15 protein-coding genes are annotated in these 21,165 nt (G+C 42.8%); 8 read left to right on the plus strand and 7 right to left on the minus strand.

Translation table 11 applies throughout. From position 1 onward, the window contains the following. From EQO05_RS12380 to EQO05_RS12400, 5 genes are all read left to right on the plus strand, one after another. Positions 1-365 (plus strand): PGF-pre-PGF domain-containing protein (locus EQO05_RS12380; RefSeq protein WP_128506975.1); only part of this gene is annotated, 365 nt, incomplete at its 5' end. 987 nt (positions 366-1,352) lie between these two features. Continuing rightward, entirely contained in the window at positions 1,353-3,383 is a 2,031-nt protein-coding gene (locus tag EQO05_RS12385; protein WP_255420856.1) for a nitrous oxide reductase family maturation protein NosD, read from the plus strand. Positions 3,384-3,792: 409 nt separating this feature from the next. Further along, entirely contained in the window at positions 3,793-6,072 is a 2,280-nt protein-coding gene (locus EQO05_RS12390; protein WP_128506979.1) for a PGF-pre-PGF domain-containing protein, read from the plus strand. A 568-nt stretch (positions 6,073-6,640) separates the two neighbouring features. Beyond that, positions 6,641-8,041: a NosD domain-containing protein gene (locus tag EQO05_RS12395; protein WP_205793808.1), complete on the plus strand. Its 1,401-nt coding sequence runs from the start codon at positions 6,641-6,643 to the stop codon at positions 8,039-8,041. Between the two features lie 44 nt (positions 8,042-8,085). After that, on the plus strand, positions 8,086-8,724 hold the full coding sequence (locus EQO05_RS12400; RefSeq protein WP_128506981.1) for a class I SAM-dependent methyltransferase: 639 nt from the start codon (positions 8,086-8,088) through the stop codon (positions 8,722-8,724). Positions 8,725-8,742: 18 nt separating this feature from the next. Here EQO05_RS12400 and EQO05_RS12405 read toward each other — a convergent pair whose 3' ends face one another. From EQO05_RS12405 to EQO05_RS12425, 5 genes are all read right to left on the minus strand, one after another. After that, on the minus strand, positions 8,743-9,030 hold the full coding sequence (locus EQO05_RS12405) for a hypothetical protein (RefSeq protein WP_128506982.1): 288 nt from the start codon (positions 9,028-9,030) through the stop codon (positions 8,743-8,745). Positions 9,031-9,139: 109 nt separating this feature from the next. Continuing rightward, a complete protein-coding gene (locus EQO05_RS12410; RefSeq protein ID WP_128506984.1) occupies positions 9,140-9,538 on the minus strand; it encodes a molybdopterin dinucleotide binding domain-containing protein in 399 nt (132 codons plus the stop codon). Further along, positions 9,538-10,782, minus strand: coding sequence for a formylmethanofuran dehydrogenase subunit B (locus EQO05_RS12415; RefSeq protein ID WP_128506986.1), 1,245 nt, complete (start codon positions 10,780-10,782; stop codon positions 9,538-9,540). Before EQO05_RS12415 ends, EQO05_RS12410 begins: the two co-directional genes overlap by 1 nt. Before the next feature lie 11 nt (positions 10,783-10,793). Continuing rightward, entirely contained in the window at positions 10,794-11,258 is a 465-nt protein-coding gene (locus tag EQO05_RS12420) for a (Fe-S)-binding protein (protein ID WP_128506988.1), read from the minus strand. 368 nt (positions 11,259-11,626) lie between these two features. Further along, positions 11,627-11,908 carry a ferredoxin-thioredoxin reductase catalytic domain-containing protein gene (locus EQO05_RS12425; protein ID WP_128506990.1) on the minus strand — a complete coding sequence of 94 codons (282 nt, stop codon included), beginning with the start codon at positions 11,906-11,908 and terminating at the stop codon, positions 11,627-11,629. A 1,426-nt stretch (positions 11,909-13,334) separates the two neighbouring features. On the opposite strand from EQO05_RS12425, the gene hdrA2 reads away from it, so the two are divergent. Together hdrA2 and EQO05_RS12435 are read left to right on the plus strand one after the other, a co-directional pair. Continuing rightward, on the plus strand, positions 13,335-15,728 hold the full coding sequence (gene hdrA2, locus EQO05_RS12430) for a CoB-CoM heterodisulfide reductase HdrA2 (protein WP_128506991.1): 2,394 nt from the start codon (positions 13,335-13,337) through the stop codon (positions 15,726-15,728). Beyond that, positions 15,728-17,173 carry a 4Fe-4S binding protein gene (locus tag EQO05_RS12435; protein WP_128506993.1) on the plus strand — a complete coding sequence of 482 codons (1,446 nt, stop codon included), beginning with the start codon at positions 15,728-15,730 and terminating at the stop codon, positions 17,171-17,173. The genes hdrA2 and EQO05_RS12435 overlap by 1 nt, the downstream gene beginning before the upstream one ends. Positions 17,174-17,395: 222 nt before the next feature. On the opposite strand, the gene EQO05_RS12440 is transcribed toward EQO05_RS12435, so the two are convergent. Continuing rightward, a complete protein-coding gene (locus EQO05_RS12440; RefSeq protein WP_128506995.1) occupies positions 17,396-17,827 on the minus strand; it encodes a universal stress protein in 432 nt (143 codons plus the stop codon). 169 nt (positions 17,828-17,996) lie between these two features. Between EQO05_RS12440 and EQO05_RS12445 the strand changes: the two genes are divergently transcribed. Beyond that, a complete protein-coding gene (locus tag EQO05_RS12445) occupies positions 17,997-18,650 on the plus strand; it encodes a DUF2284 domain-containing protein (protein ID WP_128506997.1) in 654 nt (217 codons plus the stop codon). A 620-nt stretch (positions 18,651-19,270) separates the two neighbouring features. Here the strand turns inward: EQO05_RS12445 and EQO05_RS12450 are convergent. Further along, on the minus strand, positions 19,271-20,644 hold the full coding sequence (locus EQO05_RS12450) for a hypothetical protein (RefSeq protein WP_164888552.1): 1,374 nt from the start codon (positions 20,642-20,644) through the stop codon (positions 19,271-19,273). Positions 20,645-21,165: the final 521 nt, after the last annotated feature.

Genomic DNA, 21,165 nt, shown 5'->3' on the forward strand with positions numbered 1-21,165 from the left:
CCTGGCTTGAGGATAAGGACATTGACCGGAATTCAATCATACTCAACAGGTATAGCGACAAAAAATGGTCACAGCTGCCCGCAAAACTGTTGAAAGAAGATAGCAAATACCTGTACTTCACGGCAGAAACTCCAGGCTTCACCCATTTTGCAGTAACGGGAAAATCCGTAGAAAAAACCTCTGCTGAGACAAATACAGATGACACGCAGGATCTTGAGCAGAATAATACAACAGTAGCGGATACTGAACAGAAACAGAGTACTGAGCAGGGGACAGGGAAAGGTAAAATCTCAAGCATACCCGGATTTGAAGGGCTTTACGTTGTCGTCTGCCTTATTACGGTATTCCTGTATAAGAGAAAATAAAATACAACTACAGAGTAAAAATAAAAAGAAGAAATTGAAAAAGAGATAATATGTAAAATCAAAAAGACGAAATGAAAATAAGAAAAAAGGTAGAAAAAGAAGTAAAAGGCAAAATTTAAGTAAAACAGGTAAGGTGAAGACATTAAACTTTTGCTTCACCTTTTATTCTCCTATTTTCTCATTTTCTTATTTTCGTGATTTTCTATTTCTCATGTTTCCTATGTTCTTATTTTCTTATTTTCTCATTTTTCTTATTTTCGTGATTTTTCATACTCTCTATTTTTCTTAATTCCGTGATTTTTCATACTCTCTATTTTCTTAATTCCCTGATTTTTCATATTCTCTAATTTTTCTTATTTTCGTGATTTTTCATATTCTCTAATTTTTCTTAATTCCGTGATTTTTCATACTCTCTATTTTTCTTAATTCCGTGATTTTTCTTATTTTCCTTTATTGCCGTAAGTTTACTTATTTCGCCAGCTTCTTTCTCGGCGCCCTCTGCTTATGAGTTATTCTCATTCCTTCCGATGGATATACAGGCATCTCTACTCAAAATTTATATCGGCAGCCGCGCCGGTATGAGCTTTCTGTATATTCACCCGAGTGTGGCTTGTTGAGCCAGAGCCATCCTTATCACGCGTAAGGGCGATTTTCTATGTCGAGGCAAGCAGCCTGTGATTTTATAACGAGAGTGAGTCCGGAACATTAGAGAAAAAATACTATTCGTTTTATTTCGTTGAGCTGGCTATTGATTACATTTTACCTTAATTTTTATCTCTTTATTTTGATATTATTCTAATCCAATAAATTTATATCATTTAATGTTTAAAATCAGATTTATTAATAGAAAATTAAATAATAATGTACATAAAAGAGTGGGGGATTTAAATAAACAGATTTGCTACTTTAGCGATAGCCCTTTTAATATTTACATTTGCTTCGAGTATAGGCACTGCGGTTGAGCTCACAGTCCAGCCCGGAGAGTCAATTCAATCCGCGGTAAATAATGCAAGTTCTGGAGATGAAATAGTCATAAGTCCCGGAACCTATAACGAGAATATTGCAATAACGAAGGATAATCTCGTAATACGGTCAGGTTCGGAGAATCCTGGCGATACCGTAATTGCGGCCAATAATAACGCTTCAAACGTATTCTCCATAGATGCGGATAACATAGTACTTAAGGGACTAACTATTACGGGAGCCGGGCTTGACAGGTCAGGAATCTATCTGTCCGGGTCCAATAATTGTACCATAGACAATAACCAACTCGTTAACAACGCTCTTGGAATATACGTACAGTATTCAATGTACAACAGTATTCTCAATAATACGGTGGAACAGGGTAAAAGAGCAATTAATGTTGAGAGATCGCACTATAATACAATAACGAATAATGATATCTCAAGCCAGAGATTTGGAATTTATGTTACTGCTTCCGAAGGGAACGAACTTTCGGAAAACACGGCAAACACGAATTCTAATCACGGTATTGTCCTGGAAAATTGTAATAATACCAGGCTGGAAAACAATACCGCAAATGCAAACAATGGTTATGGTATCTATATAGCGTACTCAACCAGTAACAACCTGACCGGGAACACTGCAGATTCAAATATGATTCATGGCATCTCTTTTGCCGATTCCAGTAATAACAGCGTTGCAAACAATACAGCTGTCAACAACACCCGGGGTATTTTCCTGTTAAGATCCGGGGAGAACACGGTTCAGGACAATCTGGCTCTGAACAACGAGTACGGGATCCGGCTTTCTTCAGGAATGAACACCAATATCTCAGGAAACGAGGTCTCGAACTGTAATGCCTCAGGGATTTCTCTGCTGAACTCTGTTAACTGTACCATCAGTGAGAATCTGCTCTCAAACAACAGTCTTGGCATAGACATGGAATTATCCAATAATACTGTTCTTCTTAACAACAGTCTCCTGGAAGGCGGAAGGGGAGTTAGCCTGCGGGATTCAAGTTATAACCTTGTGTCAAATAATACGGCCTTAAACAACAGGTACGGATTTTATGTTACACGCTCGCAGTGGACTACGTTGCTTAATAACATGGTAAGTACAAGCGTTAATCACGGGATTGTGCTGGTAAATTCCACCAATAACAACTTTACAGGCAATTCCCTGGATTCAAACGGAGGGCACGGGATTTATCTGACCAATTCAAGCACCAATCTCCTGGAGAATAATACGGCTTCAGGCAATAGCCGAGGCATTTATCTGATATCTTCCAGCGGTAACAATATCCTCGACAATACAATTTTGAATAACAGGGAATACGGTGTCCTGCTATCGTACTGCACAGACAACAATATATCCAGAAATGAAGCTTCCAGTGGCGGTCGTGGAATTCACCTGAGCACTTCCCAGAATAATATTATCTCAAGAAATATTATCACTTTGAACAGCGTTTCAGGCATTTTCATGAGTTCTACAAGCAATGGCAATATCGTATATGATAATTACCTGAATAATGTCTTTAATTCAGATGTTAAAGACGGAAGCGAAGGCAATATCTGGAATGTTACAAAAACTGCCGGCACAAGTATTGTTGGCGGACCATTCATAGCAGGAAACTTCTGGGCAAAACCTGACGGTACCGGATTTTCCCAGACAGCAACTGATGCCGACGGAGATGGGATTGCTGATACACCATACAAATTACAGGGCAATAATTATTCGGACTTCCTGCCTCTGGTAGGCGGCTCTGAACCCGAAAGGTCTGTGGCACCTCCGGTAAACTACAGTATTCCCAGACCTGAAACCGATACCAACGAAACAAAAATAACGGCAAATGAAACGGCTGTCAATAAAACGGAAGTAAACAAAACGGAAGTAAATAAAACGGTGAATAAAACTGAGATAAATGTGACAGAGACAAATAAAACCAAAGCAACTGTCAACGAAACTAAAACATACACCAATAAAACTGAAACAGACGATTACAGCAAGGTAGAAATGGATAGTGACGAGACGGAAGAATATATGGAACTTGATTGAAGCAGCCTGATATCAAAAAGATAAAGCATCAGGCTAAAGCTCCGGGTTTGAGGGCTTGATCCTTCATCCCCTTTCTCCTATTTTTACTTCTTCCAGGCGTCTCTGAAGCAATTTTTAGAATATTTACCTTTTTTGAGAATTATTTCAGGAAAGTCTGAAGCAATTTTTTAAAATATTTACCTTTTTTGAGAATTATTTCAGGAAAGTCTGAAGCAATTTTTTAAATATTTACCTTTTTTGAGAATTATTTCAGGAAAATTGATATTAATAGATACACTATTTTATATTTTTCACATTTTTACTCTCAGGAAAACCAACTGGATCAATATATTTATATTGTTTTGCGCTTATTTTCTAATTTATTCAATAAGTTTCAGCCGAATTCTACTTTTTACACTGGGGAACCAATATGAAAAAATCACTAATCCTGCTAATGGTCATGCTCGTTTTTGCATTAGCCTGTGGAATCGGGGCGGCTAAGGAGATTTCCGTCAATTCGACGGATTCAATACAGGTTGCTGTGAATAGTGCAGATCCGGGCGATGTAATAATCGTCAGACCCGGAGTATATACCGAGAATATTCGAATCAATAAACAGGATCTTGTGATAAGGTCCGAATCAGGAGATCCATCAAATACGATAATCAACACTAACTCAACAACCGGATTCTCTGTTGCAGCGAGTAACACGACAATTCGCGGGTTTAGAATTGAATCCGCTGAGACCGGAATTTATATGGTCAGATGCAATAGCTGCACGGTTGCCAATAATCATCTTTCGGACAATAAGATAGGGATAACTCTGAATGGTTCGAATTATAACAACGTCTCGGAAAACAGAGTAAACTTAAACAGACAGCATGGAATTCAGGTCCTCTACTCTGAAGGAAACAGGCTCTTAAACAATAGCGTAAACTCGAATGAGAGAGGCATTAATCATTTATACTCAAATAAAAGCAAGATTTCAGGTAATAATGTATCGAACAACAGAGAACATGGAATGTGGATTTCGCATTCGAACGATAACACAATTTCCGGAAACACAGCCAATGAAACGAACAGGGGTATTTATCTGGATTCCTCAACTGGCAACACAGTTTCGGAAAACATTGTTGCTTTTAATAACGTATCCGGGTTTTATGAGTGCCGGGCCTGCCGCAGGAACCTCTTCTTCAATAATTACGCCAGTAACGACCTGAATGCGGATATTAACACCGCAGATACAACCTGGAACACGACAAAAACCGCTGGCACCAATATTGTAGGAGGTCCCTATCTCGGAGGTAATTTCTGGGCAAAACCCCGAGGCAATGGATTTTCACAGACTGCAACAGATGGAAATAAAGACGGGATTGCTGATAATGTGTATACTGGCGACTTAGAGAACGTTACAGATTATCTGCCTCTTGCACCTTATTCCAGCCCGCAGAAACCAGTAATGCCTGTTTCGGACTTCAGCACAAACACAACGAGCGGATATACTCCTCTTACAGTCCGGTTTACGAACCTGTCTCAGAATGCAGTATCTTTGAGCTGGGATTTTGAAAATGACGGAAATGCGGACTCTGCAGATAGAGATCCGGTTCACACGTATACGACCCCGGGAAACTATACCGTTAACTTAACCGCAGGCAATGAGAATGGTACGAATTCAAAACTTGCTACAATAATTGTTTTAGAGCAGCCGGTAGTAGTGCTCCCTGTAGCAGATTTCAGCGCCAATCCAATAAACGGTAATGCTCCCCTTTCGGTCCAGTTTACTGACCTTTCACAGAATGTAAGCTCAAGGAACTGGACCTTTGGGGACGGAGCTATTTCAACCGAACAGAATCCTGTGCATATCTATTCTACCGCAGGAACCTACACCGTTAGCTTAACCGCGACAGATGCAAACGGCACTTCCCAGGCAAAAGCTGCTACAATAACTGTTATAAATCCATACAATCCGGATGATGACGATAAAGGAAGGAAACACAGGAGCGGCGGCGGTGGCGGCGGCGGTTCTCCCGAGCCTGCGAGAAATGTCGAAATCAAGGAACTCTCACAGACACATGTTGCAAGCGGAAAACCTGTGAAATTTGACTTCGCAAAGAATGCCACCTGCATTGCATATGTGAGCTTTGATGCAAAGAAGACCGCAGGCAAGACCACAACAATTGCCGAGCAGCTCAAAGCAAAATCAACCCTGACTTCAAATCTGTCCTCAGGTGAAGTCTATAAATACTTCAACCTCTGGGTAGGAAATGCAGGGTTTGTAAATGAAAAGAACATTGAGAACCCTGTGGTGTGCTTCAAGGTCGAGAAACCCTGGCTTGAGGATAAGGACATTGACCGGAATTCAATCATACTCAACAGGTATAGCGACAAAAAATGGTCACAGCTGCCCGTAAAACCTTTGAAAGAAGATAACAAATATATGTATTTCACGGCAGAAACACCAGGCTTCACCCATTTTGCAATAACAGGGGAAGCCATAGAAAAAGATTCTGGGGATGAAATCGAACCTGAGAACGATACGGAGGAACTTGAATATACAGGTACAACAATCGCGGATACTGAACAGAAACGTAATCCCGAACAGGAAACAGATAAGGAGGAGACGGAGGGTAAAATCACAAGCATACCCGGACCCGGCTTATTGTACACCGTAGTTTGTATTCTTACTGTATATCTCAGTAAGAAAAAATAAATGTATAATTTGAAATCATAAAGGATAGAACGACTAATTTAAATTAAAGATGGAGGTTTCAGATCTCTATCATATTTTTATTTATCAGGTCTCTAATTAAGGAGAATCAGGAAAGATTCCACCAAGCCTGGTATAAGCTGGCTGAACCGATTTGATTTCAACAGGTTTATTCCAGCGTGAACTTTTTTCATTTAAGTTTAGCTTATTTAACTATTGTCTAACGTCCTGTTCTTCTTTTTCACTTATTTTGATTTAAACCAGAATATTTATATTGTTTTGTACATTATTCCGGCTATTCTAACAATTTGTATAAAAATTTCTTAAAGATAAAACGAATTAAATTCAAACAACCTGTAAATTCCTACATGTTCTTATGCGGGAATTGAATACAACGTCATCAATACGGCACTCTACAAAATTATCTTCAGCATATTCTATGCAGCTGGTAAACGCTTATTTATGCGATGATGAACAGCAGAATTTACACAGTATCATAATTTACGTAATACCCCGATTTATAAAATTGGTTAAAGCAGTTTGAGAGCAGAAGTTTCATTGCTTTCCCTGAGTGGACGGAGGAATTGGAATAAGCAAATCAATCATTTTCTTGTTAGTTTTTCTTATCCTGGTGTTAAGCTCTGGTATCGGAACGGCGGCTGAGATCTTCGTCCAGCCAGGAGAATCCATACAGGCCGCTGTTAATAGCGCCGCCTCAGGCGATATGATAATTGTAAAGCCCGGCACCTATATTGAGAATGTCAAAGTGACTGTACATAACCTGGTAATAAAGTCAGAATCAGGAAACCCTGCAAATACGATAATAATAGCCAGAGACCCGGCTGCAGATGTGTTCAATATAGAGTCGAGTAAAGTTACAATTAGCGGATTCAAGATAATGGATTCAAGAAATAACCATGCAGGAATCTATATGTACGAGTGCAAAAACTGCACTGTTGAGAATAATAGATTGCTGAATAATACTTTTGGAGTATATCTGAAGAATTCGGAAAATAACCTGATTCTCGGCAACCTGATTGGGAAAGGCGAGAAAGGGATAGAACTTGAGCAGTCCAGCTATAATACAATCTCCGAGAACCGGGCTTCGAAAAACAGGTATGGATTCTATATCCCGAATTCTGAAGGAAATGTCATATTAAATAATACGCTTTCGGAAAACAAAGATTACGGGATTTTGCTTTCGACTGCAACAGGCAACACTCTCTCAGGAAATGAGGCTTCAGATAACGGCAGGGGCATTCACCTGGGCAATTCGGACAGTAATAAGATCTCAGATAATACTATTGTTTCGAATCAGGTTTACGGGCTTTTTATCTGCCCCAAAAGTGACAAGAACCGTGTGCTCAATAATTACTTCAATAATACTGTTAATGCCGAGGCTAATAACGGAACCGACAATGTCTACAATATTGAAAAAACCGCAGGTACGAATATTGTAGGCGGGCCCTACCTTGCAGGAAATTACTGGGCAAAACCCGACGGCCTGGGGCACTCGGAAATTATGCCTGATACGGATGAAGACGGTGTTGCGGATAAACTCTACAGGCTTGAAAATAGCGACTATGTCGATTACATGCCTCTCGTAGAAGTCGAGACTGAGGAGCCGATTCTTCCCTTTGCAAACTTCAGTACCAATGCAACCAGCGGATATGCTCCCCTTTCGGTCCAGTTTACCGACCTTTCAGAGAACGAAACCGAAAGTCACTGGGACTTTGAAAATGATGGGAATGTCGACTCAACGGATGAAAACCCGGTTCATACCTATGCAGCGCCCGGAACTTATACAGTTAATCTTACCGCGGGCAACGGAAACGGGACTGCTTCCAAAGTCTACATAATAACCGCTGTGGAAGGAAGTGAGAAGCAGAGTGGAATTAAAGGCTTACCTGGTTTCGGACTGGGTTACGGGATACTCGGTTTGCTTGCAGTCGCCCTGCGCAGGAAAAAGTAAAAAAATTCGGAAAAAATAGAAGATCGGGAACTGGAGGGGGGTTAATGAGGTCATGGGAAAATTTTGAAAGGTATGCAGAAGAATACGATGCCTGGTATGACAAGTATAAACCTGCATACGAATCCGAACTGCTTGCCTTGAAAACTTTCCTCCCTGAGAATCAGGAGAGATTGAAAGCCCTTGAAATCGGGGCTGGCACAGGCAGGTTTGCCCAGGCTCCCGGGTTCGGGCTTGAACCGGTACGGGCTATGGCCAGGCTCGCAAAGCAACGGGGTCTGGAAGTGGTACTTGGAGTTGCGGAGTTTCTGCCCTTTAAAAGAGAGCAATTTGATCTGGTTTTGATAATTACCGCTCTTGCTTTTTTTGAAAATCCGAATCAGGCACTCAGGGAAGCCTTGAGGGTCCTGAAGCCTGGCGGGCAAATTATAACCGGAATCCTTGACAGGGATAGTCCCCAGGGGCGCCGGATCGAGTCTGGGAATAGGAAAGGCAGATTTTATTCGGAAGCGCATTTCCTCTCGGTAACCGAAGTGTCGGGATATCTGACCGGTCTCGGATTCGAAGGGCTTGAGACCTGCCAGACACTCTTTAAAAAGCCTGAGGAAATCAGGGAAGCCGAAATTCCGGAAAAAGGGCACGGAAAAGGATGGTTTGCAGTACTTTCCGCCAGGAAGCCTTTCTGAAGCCCAGAACCAGGAGGCTTAAAAAGAGTTCCGGTTCCGGATTTCCCTGAGCCTTTCTTTTCCGGTATCGACGATGAGCATCAGTTCGGAGTAGGCGCTTTCTGAGAGTTCGCTTCCACAGGCAAGTGAAAAAAGGGTTTTCCCGTCCGAATATAGAAGAATTCCATCCCATGCCGCAAAATGAGCTCCTGAAAGGTATTCACAGGGCAATTCCCATCTGGAATCTATATTTTCAAAGTCCTCAAAGCGATAGAAAACATTTCCGTTTTTCAGGATTCGGGTAAATTTCAGGAGTTTACTGGTCATACTCTCATCCGGTTTGCAGCTAACTAGACATAAAAAAGGAAAAAAATAAAAGGATTTTTACTGTTTTTAAGGATATATAAAGGGACTATTTAATTTCAACAGGAAAAATTTAAGGCTTGAATTCCGTCACTTTCTCTCCTTTTGCACTGGTAACGGTTACGGAGATATCTTTAAATTTCGGAACCCCTGTACCACCTGTTTCATCCGAGACCAGCATATTGGACCAGGGGCTGTTAGGCATATATGCAAGACCCCTGTGAGGAGTATCGTATCCTGATTCCTCGGCTTTGACCACTATCCTTCCAAAGGAATTGCTCAGGATAACGGTGTCGCCCTTTTTTACATTCAATTGCTTGAGGTCTGCAGCGTCCAGCTTAATAATGGCTGAACGGTCCCTGTATTCCTCCCCAAAGCGGTTTTCAATCATGGCTTTATCCTGAAAGATATCCCTGTAAGTTACGATTCTGATTTTTATTTCAGGAGCTGCAAGAAAAGATCCGAAATCCATCAGAGTGCCTCCATTATCTTCTTTAGGGTTGCTTCATCAGACAGGCGAGCTGTCTCTACAACAGGCTTAAAGCTTACCTTGATCCCGTCCATGCGTGTGGCACTACCTCCGGATTCCACCCCGCTGATTGCGGTATTTATGTAAACCTTTGAATGCTTTGAGGTCAGGGTTTCACAGGGGTCAATTGAGATAACCGGAATTTCAAGCAGGTTCTTCGAAACCGATCTGGGAAGGCTTGAAAGTGGGTCAGAACCGATAATAAGAGCCGCATCCACCGTCTTTGCTTTCAGGGATTCGACAACCGAGTACTCAGGTCCGTGCTTTACAGTGCCGTTTTCGAACTTTACTCTGTTTACGTACCCGGTTTCAGCATAGAGGTTTTCATTAAAGCCCCGCATATTATAGTGCCCTACCATAGGCACCAGCTGGAAGTTTGCTTTTTCATTCAGGGCTTTCATTAGCCTGAAAACGGGTTCCATGTCTTTCAGCGAGTAGATCAGGCCAAGCCCTGCAAAGATTACCCCGAATTTCGCCCCTTTAAGGATATTTGCCAGTTCAAGGATTTTCTTGGGCGGGTAGTTATAGGAGGTTTTAGGTAGCTTTCCCGAGAGTGCTGCGATCAGGGCATCGATAAATTCGGCATCTCCTTCCGGAGGGATCTGGAAGAAGTAATTCCCGCAGATTTTTGCAGTATGGGACTTACGAACATCGATCGCAATAGCGGTTCTTTCTTCCTCCCAGCCCCGCTGCTTTTCGCTTCCCCTGGGGAAATAGGAATGTTTGGAGAGATGGCGAGGATGGGAATCGGACGGGTCCGCCCCCCAGAATATAATAACATCGGCTTTATTCCTTACATCGTCAAGAGTGCAGGTCTTAATTTTATCCTGAAGAAGAGCTTCGACCAGGGGACCCAGGCAGAACGAGGATGTATCGTCAAGAGTCGCGTCGGTCTTTCTTGCAAGCTCAATTGCCAGTTTCTGGGCTTCGTCTGTAGAAGTCCCAAGTCCGAAGATCAGGGGATTTTTTGCATTTTTAAGGATCGATGCAGCCTCACGGATCGCAGTTGCCTCATCAACAGGTGCGTTATCAACCCGGAAGCCTGCTTCACCCCTGACTTCCTTCATGTGGGCTACCCCAACTCTGCAGGCTGTATAAACTTTGTTTATTATATTCTTCTCGGACTCAACCTCGATATCGTCGCAAAGGAGTCCGCAGCCTGTGCATACATAATAGTTTTTCTCCATATCCACATTCCTCACACGAACTCTATGGCCTCTACAGGGCAGGTTACTATACAACCATTGCAGAGAATTTTGTTCTTTCCGAAACGGCGGCATTCCTCAAGGTTCTGGGCTTTTACAATGCCGTCTTCTATGGTCAGGACCAGCTTATTAACATTCCTGGGGGCATTTCCCGAACCTACTCCATAAGGATCATTTGCTACATTGGGGGGACAGGCAACCACACAATTTCCACATCCGAAACAAAGGTCCTCATGCACTATAAGGCCCGTTTCAGTTGCGCCTTCGGATGGTTTGAAGATTTCTTTCAGCTTTTCGTAGTTTTCTCTATACTTCGATTCTTCCTTAAGGGGCGGGCAATCTTCGGGTGTGAGCTCGCGGGCCATGAGGGCTACTGCAAACGCCATACACGAAGTTTTTCCGCACTTTTTGCAGTTAGTCTTCGGAAGCATCTGATAGAGTTCCATTGCATTTGTCATTCCAGGTCACCCTTGAGTCAAGTTTTTTACGTCAGTTTTCATTAAAGATTATGCAGGGTTAAAAATATGATTAAAAAGTAAGATTAAGCGTATCACTGAAAACATGTGTCGAACAACCTTCAGTTAAATATATCCGGGTAATCTTCCTTAAACTCTCGCTTTTTTGTTTTCAGTGTTACTTTCAGCTTATAGGGGGATACCCTGCAAACCTTCATAAATTAGTTAAGACCTTCAGATTCTGATGCCATTAGGTATGCAGGCTTTTACTTCGGGAATCTTTCAGGCAGGAGATCGCGTAAATTAATTTTTCCTGACCTTCAGAAGCAAACTGGTAAAACCTCTCTACAGGCAAATCGAATCCGGTTAATTTAATTCGCTTTAAAGAAAAGTTCACAGTGGCAGTTTCCATCCCTTTCGACTTCTTCTTTATGATAAATACAGGGACATACGATCTTTCTATCTTCTTTTTCATCTCCGGTAACTATTCTGCAGGGGCAGTAACGCCTTCCGAATTTCTCAAGTTTGACCGTAAGTCCGTCAAGTACATAGTCAAGAGCTTCTTTATTCGGATTAAGCATGTAGCCTGCTTTTTCTGCATATTTTTGAGTCCATTCATACATTTTCTCTTTTAATTCATTATGTTCAGCCATACAAAGAACTCCTCGCTTTAAATTAAAATATCCTGAACCTTGATGAGAAGACCATGTGAATACAGGTAGTGCTATTTATAGAATGGTAGTATCATAAAGTATACTGGAGATTCTTAATCATACGAACGCTTACAGTAATAGCTTAAGTATTTAGCATCAACTTCGGCTTATAATGCTATATATCTCCAGTTATATTTGTCTCTAATTTACTGGCACTTCTAATTTATTCATATCTCTAATTTTATTCATATCTCTAACTTTATCCATATCTCTAACTTTATCCATATCTCTAACTTTATCCATATCTCTAATTTATTCATATATTTAATTTTATTTAAATTATTTATAGAAATATCTTATCCTTATGGAATTCCGTAGTTCCTGCCGTATAACCAGTTTCAACTCACTCAGTTCATAAATCGGTCTTAACTCACTCATCCCCAATAACCAATTTCTCCTGAATCCCTTTGAGCTGTCAGTGTGAGACTGGTTTCTCGATTACGAATTAAGCTCTCAAACTATAAATCAATTGGTGAAACTCCGGTGATAGGGCAGAAGTAATAATGTTAAGGTTTTCTCTATGACCTGCAGGTATACAGTCAGCTGAGCACTGGTCAGACTGGAATTGACAGTCCGGAACTCAGGTTATAATGCTAAACCGGGATAATCGGCTGGCTCAGGACAAATAAGAAAGTTAATATACCAATAATATAAATCTTATTATATAAATAAACTGTCAAATTCTGTCCTGCAGATAAACTGTTGCAGAGTATAACAAAAGTAATTGATAAATACTGAATTATAGGAGCATCCGGAAGTTATCCGACTTCCAAGTTAATAAATCAGTTCTTAATAAATTCGGAAAAAGCCGTATGAAATAAAGGTTTTGATTTTACACAAAACACCTATCTTTTTATTCAGTTCAAAAGAGAAAGTATAGTGATATGTAAAAGTAACTATCTTCGACTAAGTTACAGATTCATGGCTGGATAATAAAATTGATAAGTATGATTTATTAACCAGACATTAACTGGCGAAGTAAATTTGTTAATATGTTGATCTCAGTATGTAATAATTCATTGGTGCGTAATAACTCATTGATAAGCAACAATTCATCAGTAAATAATAAACGTGAAAAAGTAATAATTTCATGTGAAAATTATCAATTCATGTAAAAACACCAAACTCAGAACAACAAACTCAGAACAACAAACTCATGAGTTTGCAATGGCAAAATTATTCTCAACAAAAAAGTTTTTTGAGCAGTCGTATCGAATCTTTTCTGTATGGCAGAATGCTCTGTTAAATGGTTCTGAGTTATGTTCAGAATTATAACTTTGAGATTATACATCAATCTTGGAAGCAATTGCCTGACGCAATCATTAACGTTACAAGTATAAAACACAGGTATATGGAGTCACCAACTATGCGAATCGGAGTCTATGTTTGCCACTGCGGGTTGAATATTGCGGGAGTAATAGATGTACTGGCTCTGCAGGAAATGGCAGCTGAACTGGAAGATGTGGTGCTCGCCCGGGAAGTACAGTTTCTATGTTCCGATTCCGGACAGGAAGGCATCATCAAGGATATAAAGGAAAACAAAGTAGACAGGGTCGTAATAGCTGCCTGCTCCCCGAGGCTGCATGAAAAAACCTTCAGGCACGTAATGGAAAAAGCCGGGCTGAACCCCTACCTCATGGAAATGGTAAATATAAGGGAGCAATGCTCCTGGGTACACGCCGATGACCCCCAGATGGCGACCCAGAAAGCTTTTGACCTTATAAGGATGGGGGTTGCAAAGGCAAAATTCCTCAAGGAGCTGAATGCAACAAGTTCCAGAGCCAGCCGAAATGTCCTTATTATAGGAGGGGGAGTTGCCGGGATTGAGGCAGCCCTGAATCTTGCAGAAGCCGGTTTTCCGGTCACAATGGTGGAAAGGGAATCCACTATCGGAGGCAAAATGGCCCTGATGAACGAGGTATTTCCCACAAATGACTGCTCCATCTGTGTACTTGCCCCTAAAATGACAGAAGTCCAGAACCACCCCAATATTACACTTTATACTTATTCTGAAGTTACCGATATTTCCGGGTCCGTTGGCAAATTCCATGTAAAAGTCAAACGCAAGCCAAGGTTCATAGTTGAAGACAAATGCAAAGGCTGTGTCGACCTCTGCGCGGCTGTCTGTCCTGTAGAGATCGAAAATCCCATGAATTACGGGGTAGGAAAGTCAAGAGCCATATACATGCCCATTCCCCAGTCCGTTCCCCAGGTAGTGCTCATAGATCCAGACCACTGTGTCGGCTGCGGGCTGTGTTTACAGGCCTGCCCTGCCGATGCCGTGGACTACGAGCAGAAACCTGAAGAGATTGAGTTTGAAGCCGGGGCGGTAATCGTTTCAACGGGTTACCAGCTCTTTGATGCGTCAAGGAAAAAGGAGTACGGGTTCGGGAAATATCCTGATGTTATCACAAATATGCAGCTTGAGCGCATGCTTAACTCGGCAGGGCCTACAGGTGGAAGAGTTATTGTACCCTCCACAGGCAAGCCCCCAAAAAGCGTAGCTTTCATCCAGTGCGTCGGGTCAAGGGATAAAACCGTGGGCAATGAGTACTGCTCAAGGGTTTGCTGTATGGCTGCCCTCAAGAATTCCCAGATGATCATGGAACGCTACCCTGATGCTGAGATCACGATCCATTACATTGACATCCGGGCTGCAGGGGAGATGTATGAGGAATATTATACAAGGACGCAGGCAATGGGTGTTGATTTCATCCGGGGGAAGGTTGCGGAAATTTATGCAGGCGAAGACGGAAGGCCTGTACTCAGGTATGAAAACACCCTGGAATGCCGGGTTGAAGAGGAAGCCTGTGACCTTGTCGTGCTTTCAACAGGCTACGAGCCCACCAAAGCGGCAGAAGGTATAGGCAGGATGCTTAACCTTGCCAGGCGGCCGGACAGGTTCTTTGCAAGCGCCCATCCGAAAATGCGCCCTGTGGATGCCCCTGTCAGCGGGGTTTTTCTTGCAGGCTGCGCTTCAGGACCCAAAGAGATTCAGGTCTCGATTGCCCAGGGTAGTGCATGTGCTTCCAAGGCTATGCAGCTCCTTGGCACAGGAGAACTTGAAGCCGATCCTATGGGAGCCCATGTTGATCCTGAAAAATGCATCGGATGTCGGACCTGTCTTGAGGTCTGCAAATTCGGGAAAATAACCATTGAAGACAAGAAAGCCGTGGTAGACGAGGTTTCATGTTACGGCTGCGGAGACTGTAGTGCAGCATGCCCTGCAGGAGCGATCCAGATGCGGAACTTCGAAAACGAACAGATTTTCGCCCAGGTCCGGGCTGCAACTGCGCACAGGTCGCAGAGTCCTTTTATAGTGGCTTTCCTCTGCAACTGGTGCAGTTATGCCTGTGCAGACCTGACCGGGATGTCGCGGCTTCATTACCCTACAAATATCAGAGTCGTCCGTACTATGTGCTCGGCAAGGGTAAACCCGGAATTCGTGCTTGAAGCCTTAAAAGGCGGAGCCGACGGAGTACTCGTTGCAGGCTGCAGGATGGATGAGTGCCACTATATCCACGGGAATTTCGATGCAAAACGAAGAATGGATGTCTTAAAGGAAGTTATAAACGGAATCGGGCTTGATCCCAGGCGGCTTAGAACTCTGTGGATCTCGGCTGCGGAAGGAGAACGTTTCTCAAACACGATTACCGAATTTGTAAAGGAACTTGAAGAGATTGGTCCAATAGGCACCGAACTCAAGGTAAAGGAGACCGGAATTAAAGAAACCGGAACCGAACTTGAGGAGGTGGCATAATGAGCGAAGAGTACACCGAACAGGAAATTCACGCATGCAAAGAGTGCTGCGGGGCCGGAGAAAGTGAAGTTATAGAGGCAAAAGCCGAGGAATTCGAAGCCGAAGATCTTGAAGCTGAAGCACCCGAAACTGCTGAGGAGGAAGCCCAGGAAAAGATCACGGTTACAACCAGCATGGATCTTCAGGGCTCCCATTTCCTTTATACCCAGGCAACCGAAAAATCCATCAAAACTCTGGATTATGACTACAAGCGCTGCAACGGCTGCGGAATTTGTGCAGAAATCTGCCCCACGAAAGCCCTTGAGATGGGGCCAATTCATGAAATTGCAACCGGGCTTGATGCGCCTGCTGTAATGATGGACCTTGAAAAGTGCACCTTCTGCAGGATGTGTTCAAACCTCTGCCCTGTGCATGCCATCACTTTTGAGGCTGTGGGAGAAGTCCCCGATGAGAAACAGTACCCGAAGTATGATACTTATGTTAAGATAAACGAGAAGTGCCTCCCCTGTGCACTCTGTGAAGGAGCCTGCCCTCAGGATGCAATTGAAGTGGAATTCACTTTCCCGAAAAAAGAAGAGATCGCACCTTTAAAGGAAGGGGCAGAGGGAGAGATCGAGATTGACACTGAAAAGTGTAATTTCTGCGGAATCTGTGCCCGGTTCTGTGACGCCTTCATCCTGCTGGAGCGCGAACCGACGCCTGAAAATCCCGTACCCTTCGAGCAGATACTCGTGGATGAGGACAAATGTGATTACTGCGTACTCTGCCAGGACCTCTGCCCTGAGGAAGCAATAAAGGTTAAAGGGGAACGCCCCTGCGAGGCTCCGAGGGTTGAAGGAAAAGTCAAGGTAGATGAACTGAAGTGTACACAGTGCGCCCGTTGCAAAGCGGTTTGTCCGTATGAAGCCGTAGACCTGCAAAAGCCTATGGAAGGGCAACTGAGCCTTATCGATAAAAACCTGAAGGAATGTGATCCTCAGGGCTGCCGCGGCTGTTTCAATGTCTGCCCCTCGGAACTCTGGTATGTACCTGCAGACCCTGAAGACCCGCGAAAAATTGCTTTTGCGGAGGATTACTGTACTTACTGTGGAGCCTGTGTGAAAGCCTGCCACCTTGACGCCATCAAAGTGGAAAGGACTGAGATCCACCATACCGAAATTCCTGATACCCCCTGGGCCTCTCAGTGGAGGGATGCGATCGAGTCCCTGAAGACCGGAGTAAGGAAAGGAGTCGACCGGGCAGTTGCCAGGGAAACCGAGACCCTTAAAGCCCAGAAGTTTATGGGCATAGAGCCCCCGGGAATTGACGAAGAACTGCTTGCAGCTGTGCAGGCAAAGCTCGCGGCTCTGGAGCCAGCCCTCAGGAATGCCAGAATCAGGAAACTCTGGGAGACCGACTCTCCGAAAAATGCAGCCGCAGCCGTGAAAAAGAAGATTGAGGGCTGAAAGTCAAAGAGAAGAAGCCGGACCGGAGATGGAAAAATTAGCTCCGGAGAAAAAACCGGTAGAAGCTCAGGGCGGGAGAAAAAACCTGTAGAAGCTGAAAGAGTAATGGAAAAAAGACACAAACCGAACTGAGAGACAAAGCTTCGGATTAAATAAAGAATGCAGGCTTGAGAAAGCTTTAAGGTTACAAGTTATCAAAGTTACAAGCTATAACCTGTAAACTTATCTCAAGAGCCGCATTTTTTCCTTTATGACCATTACAGGAATTTTTGAGTGCCGTATTACCTTTTCTGCAACGCTACCAAGGATCAGCCTTTCCAGGCCTGTCCTTCCAATAGTGCCCATAATAATGATATCCATTTCTTCTTTTTCGGCGTACCTTATCAACTCATCGGCAGGATGGCCTTCAAGCAGGATGGACTCGACGTTGACACTCTCAAGTTCTCCTATACCTTCTACATAATTTAGAGCTTTGTAACCTTCTTTTTTCAGCGCTTCGTGCATCCTCTCCCAGTCAAAGTCCACAGCCATTGAAGAAAAGTATTCTGTGGATACTACATAAACTGCGTAAACCGTCCCCCCGCTTAACTTTGCCAGTTCTATTCCTTTATTGGCAGCAATTCTTGAGCAAACTGAGCCGTCAGTTGCAACCATTATTTTCTTAAAAGTAACGTCCCCTATGAAAAATCACCATTTACCTATTCACCTGCACGAAATATAACAGCATCGGAAAATGGAAAATCCGGTTAAAATGAGAAAGTTAACCTGAGAAGCCGATTTATACTGCAAAACTATTTTTTCCTGAAAATTATAATGTAAAAGTATGATAAGTAAGGAAAATTACGAGAAGCTGGAAGAGAGGGCAAAAGAACTGGGAGCAAAGAGTGTAAGGCTGTTTCCTGCCGAAGATATCGTGGTCGAAGACCGAACTGTGTTAAAATGTATTTTCGGATGCAACGGCTACGGAAGCCGGGTCTGTCCTCCTCATATCCCCACAGTGAGCGAATTTAAAAAAATGCTTGCAGACTATCAATGTGCCCTGCTTGTTGAGTGGAAGTCGGAGAACGTTTTTTCCAGGGAGGTCAGCGAGAATTTCGTAAAATTCAGCATCGAACCTCCTGAAGATGAAACCGTAAAACAGCAATTTGAGAATAGCCTGAAAACAATATTGAAAGACCGCAAAGAAACAATCCAGCCCGGAGTCCTTGAGCTTGAAAAACTCGCCTGGACCCTTGGTTATAATACGGCTCTTGCAACCTTTCCAGGCATGTGTACCTGGTGTGCCACAAGCGACTACTCGAGCGTAAAATGCGCCGGAGATAAAGGTCCCTGCCACCACCCAACTCTCCGCAGGCCGTGCCTTATGGGACTCGGCATCCGAATGGATAAAACCCTTGAGAAAATCGGTACTCCCATGCAGAGATTCCCTATGGATGATACAGCTCCCTCACCTTTTACACTGATCTTGGTTGATTGAGGCAAAAAGGCAGTGTTGTTAAATTAAACCGGATTACTTCCTTAGAGGTTGCACTGGTTCAAAACTATGATTCAAAACTATAATTCTATATATGGGAAAAAATTATTGTATAATCATGGCAGACTCCATTGGAAATTTTCTCTCCACTCTAAAACAAAACACCCCATATTTAAAAGACCGTGACGTGAATCATGAAGTAGCTCTTGGAATAATGCTCCATCTATTTCTTTTCCTCAGCTTTATCGGTATATTTTACCTCCTGGTAAGAACGTTCATTTAACCTCAACAGACTGTTAGCAATATAGCCTGATTTCAGGGCAAACGGAATCCTGGTCAACTGGCATACTGATCGGGAAAGAAAGGCAGGTTTTATAAATTCATAAGATAACTTTCATGACTGAAAATCCCTGAGTTGGAAAAAGAATAAAAGGCATTGGATCTCAGGGATACACCATCTGTTATTTGAATAGATCCTGTGTGTTTCAGTAATGCATGTTATAAACACATATCTCGTGCCATTAGCATATACTGCGTGTTACAAACGCGAACCACATGTGATAAAACATACAGTATTATGAACACACTTCATGCCACAAACACTTACGTTATCCAGTAAAACTTTACGAACTCTCTATCATATCGAAAATTCTCTCGGCTTTGCTAATTATATAATCTGCATCTTCGCTTTCTATCCTGTCTTTTGCTTCCATGATTGAAACGCATTCAATGTAAAAACCAAGCTTAACCAGGGCTGCATCAGTGTCCCCGGCTTCAAGAGACTGGATTGTATACCTGAGTTTTGCATCGAGCAGATCCTTTGCAGAGGGCTCTATGTCCAGAGAGTTTACATGTGCTTTTAATTTCTTCAGTTCTTCTACGGAGCTCGCTTCAGATGACTCTTCATCCGCAGGTTCTTCCTTTACAGGTTCTTCTTCAGAAGCCCGGAGAATGGACATGTAAATATCATTCTTTCCGTTGCGGTTATCAGTCCATACGACGATATCGCTATGGATGTCATCTGCCCACTGCTCAGATTCACTGGTCGTTATCTGCATTTCTTCGGAAGTGGATAGGTTGTACATATAAACATCAGGGTTATCCCATCCATTACCGTTGCGATAATCCGTCCAGATTATCCTGTCTTCATAGAGAGCAGGACGCCACTGCTCGGATTCATTGTCGGTTATCTGGACCTCGGTAGAATTTACAAGGTCATACATGTAGATATCAGAGTTCTGGTTGCGGTCATCTCCCCAGACTATTCTGTCCCCATAAATGTCAGGCTTGGTGTCAGAAGAGACATTTGAAACTAGCCGGGTTTCCTCAGATGTGGAAAGGTCATACATGAAAAGATCTCCATCCACGATCTGGTGTGAGTGTAAAGGCTCGCCGTTTCGCCCGTCTACCCAGAGGATTTTATCGCCATAGATTGCAGGGAAAGTCTTCCATGATTCATTCGTAGTGATCCTGGTTCCCTTTGAGGTGGAAAGGTTGTACATGAAGACATCCCAGTTTCCTTCAGGCCAGTGGTCTACATCCAGACTTCCTCCTCCGTTGCGCCCGTCCAGCCAGACCAGCCTGTCTTCATAAAGGGCAGGGGCATACTGGTCGGATTCATTCAGAGTGATCCGGGTTTCCTTGGAAGTGGAAAGGTTGTACAGGTAAATATCCCAGTTTCCGTTGCGGTTATCCTCCCAGGCTATTTTGTCTCCGTAAATGACAGGTGAGTACTTCAATGAGGTATTGCTGGTTATTTTCGTTTCCTGCCCTGTAGAAAGGTTATACGCATAGATATCAGTAGACTCATAGCCGTCGGCGTTCCGATAATCTTCCCAGACTACCATGTCGCCGAACGTGGCAGAGTTGCTTTGATCGGCTTCGTCGGTAGTAATCTGCATCTCACTTTTTCCGGCTACCGTTGCAGTAGCTGTTTCTGCGAATATTAATAACAAAGCGATAAAAAGACAAATCATCAATATATGTTTAATTTTCATGTCATTCTCCCAAAAATTTTTCATATCATTCCCCCGAAAATAAAGCGGTCTGGAGATTACTCTTCCAGGCACTGTAATATTTACTTTAGCTTATATCAAAGAATATGAAATTTATATAAGAATTTAAGAAATTGTATTAGTAAACGTAAACGTTTGTTCTAAATCGTATATCTATAGGAAGATTTGGCTGTTTATTTTTGTTGAGTTAGTTTGTGAGGGGCGGCGGTGCAGAACCTGCAGTCACATGGGTTAAAATACTGAATGGTCGGGGCATACTATGTGTCCGGCGGATATTTTTGTTTAAAGTGCTGTAAGAATTCACACTTAAGAGAAAAGGTTCGACTTTTCGTATTCATTGCTTGCTTGTTGTTAAATTTCATAGGACGAAATATAGAAAGTGAAGTATAGATAAATATAAGCTCTAAATTAGTTGTAAACAAAAAGCTAAATGGAAAACGAGGAAGATGCGAAGTAAAGGAAGCACCAGATAGAGATTTGCATACTTCCGGTTTTTTCAGTGG

This window comes from Methanosarcina sp. MSH10X1 (assembly GCF_004099695.1).
Lineage (GTDB): Archaea > Halobacteriota > Methanosarcinia > Methanosarcinales > Methanosarcinaceae > Methanosarcina.

Coding starts and splice junctions, on each gene's coding strand:
- EQO05_RS12405 (WP_128506982.1), bottom strand. CDS start 9,030: ATGACCAGTAAACTCCTGAAATTTACCCGAATCCTGAAAAACGGAAAT.
- EQO05_RS12425 (WP_128506990.1), bottom strand. CDS start 11,908: ATGGCTGAACATAATGAATTAAAAGAGAAAATGTATGAATGGACTCAA.
- EQO05_RS12445 (WP_128506997.1), top strand. CDS start 17,997: ATGATAAGTAAGGAAAATTACGAGAAGCTGGAAGAGAGGGCAAAAGAA.
- EQO05_RS12415 (WP_128506986.1), bottom strand. CDS start 10,782: ATGGAGAAAAACTATTATGTATGCACAGGCTGCGGACTCCTTTGCGAC.
- EQO05_RS12450 (WP_164888552.1), bottom strand. CDS start 20,644: ATGAAAATTAAACATATATTGATGATTTGTCTTTTTATCGCTTTGTTA.
- EQO05_RS12420 (WP_128506988.1), bottom strand. CDS start 11,258: ATGACAAATGCAATGGAACTCTATCAGATGCTTCCGAAGACTAACTGC.
- EQO05_RS12390 (WP_128506979.1), top strand. CDS start 3,793: ATGAAAAAATCACTAATCCTGCTAATGGTCATGCTCGTTTTTGCATTA.
- hdrA2 (WP_128506991.1), top strand. CDS start 13,335: ATGCGAATCGGAGTCTATGTTTGCCACTGCGGGTTGAATATTGCGGGA.
- EQO05_RS12410 (WP_128506984.1), bottom strand. CDS start 9,538: ATGGATTTCGGATCTTTTCTTGCAGCTCCTGAAATAAAAATCAGAATC.
- EQO05_RS12440 (WP_128506995.1), bottom strand. CDS start 17,827: ATGGTTGCAACTGACGGCTCAGTTTGCTCAAGAATTGCTGCCAATAAA.
- EQO05_RS12400 (WP_128506981.1), top strand. CDS start 8,086: ATGAGGTCATGGGAAAATTTTGAAAGGTATGCAGAAGAATACGATGCC.
- EQO05_RS12435 (WP_128506993.1), top strand. CDS start 15,728: ATGAGCGAAGAGTACACCGAACAGGAAATTCACGCATGCAAAGAGTGC.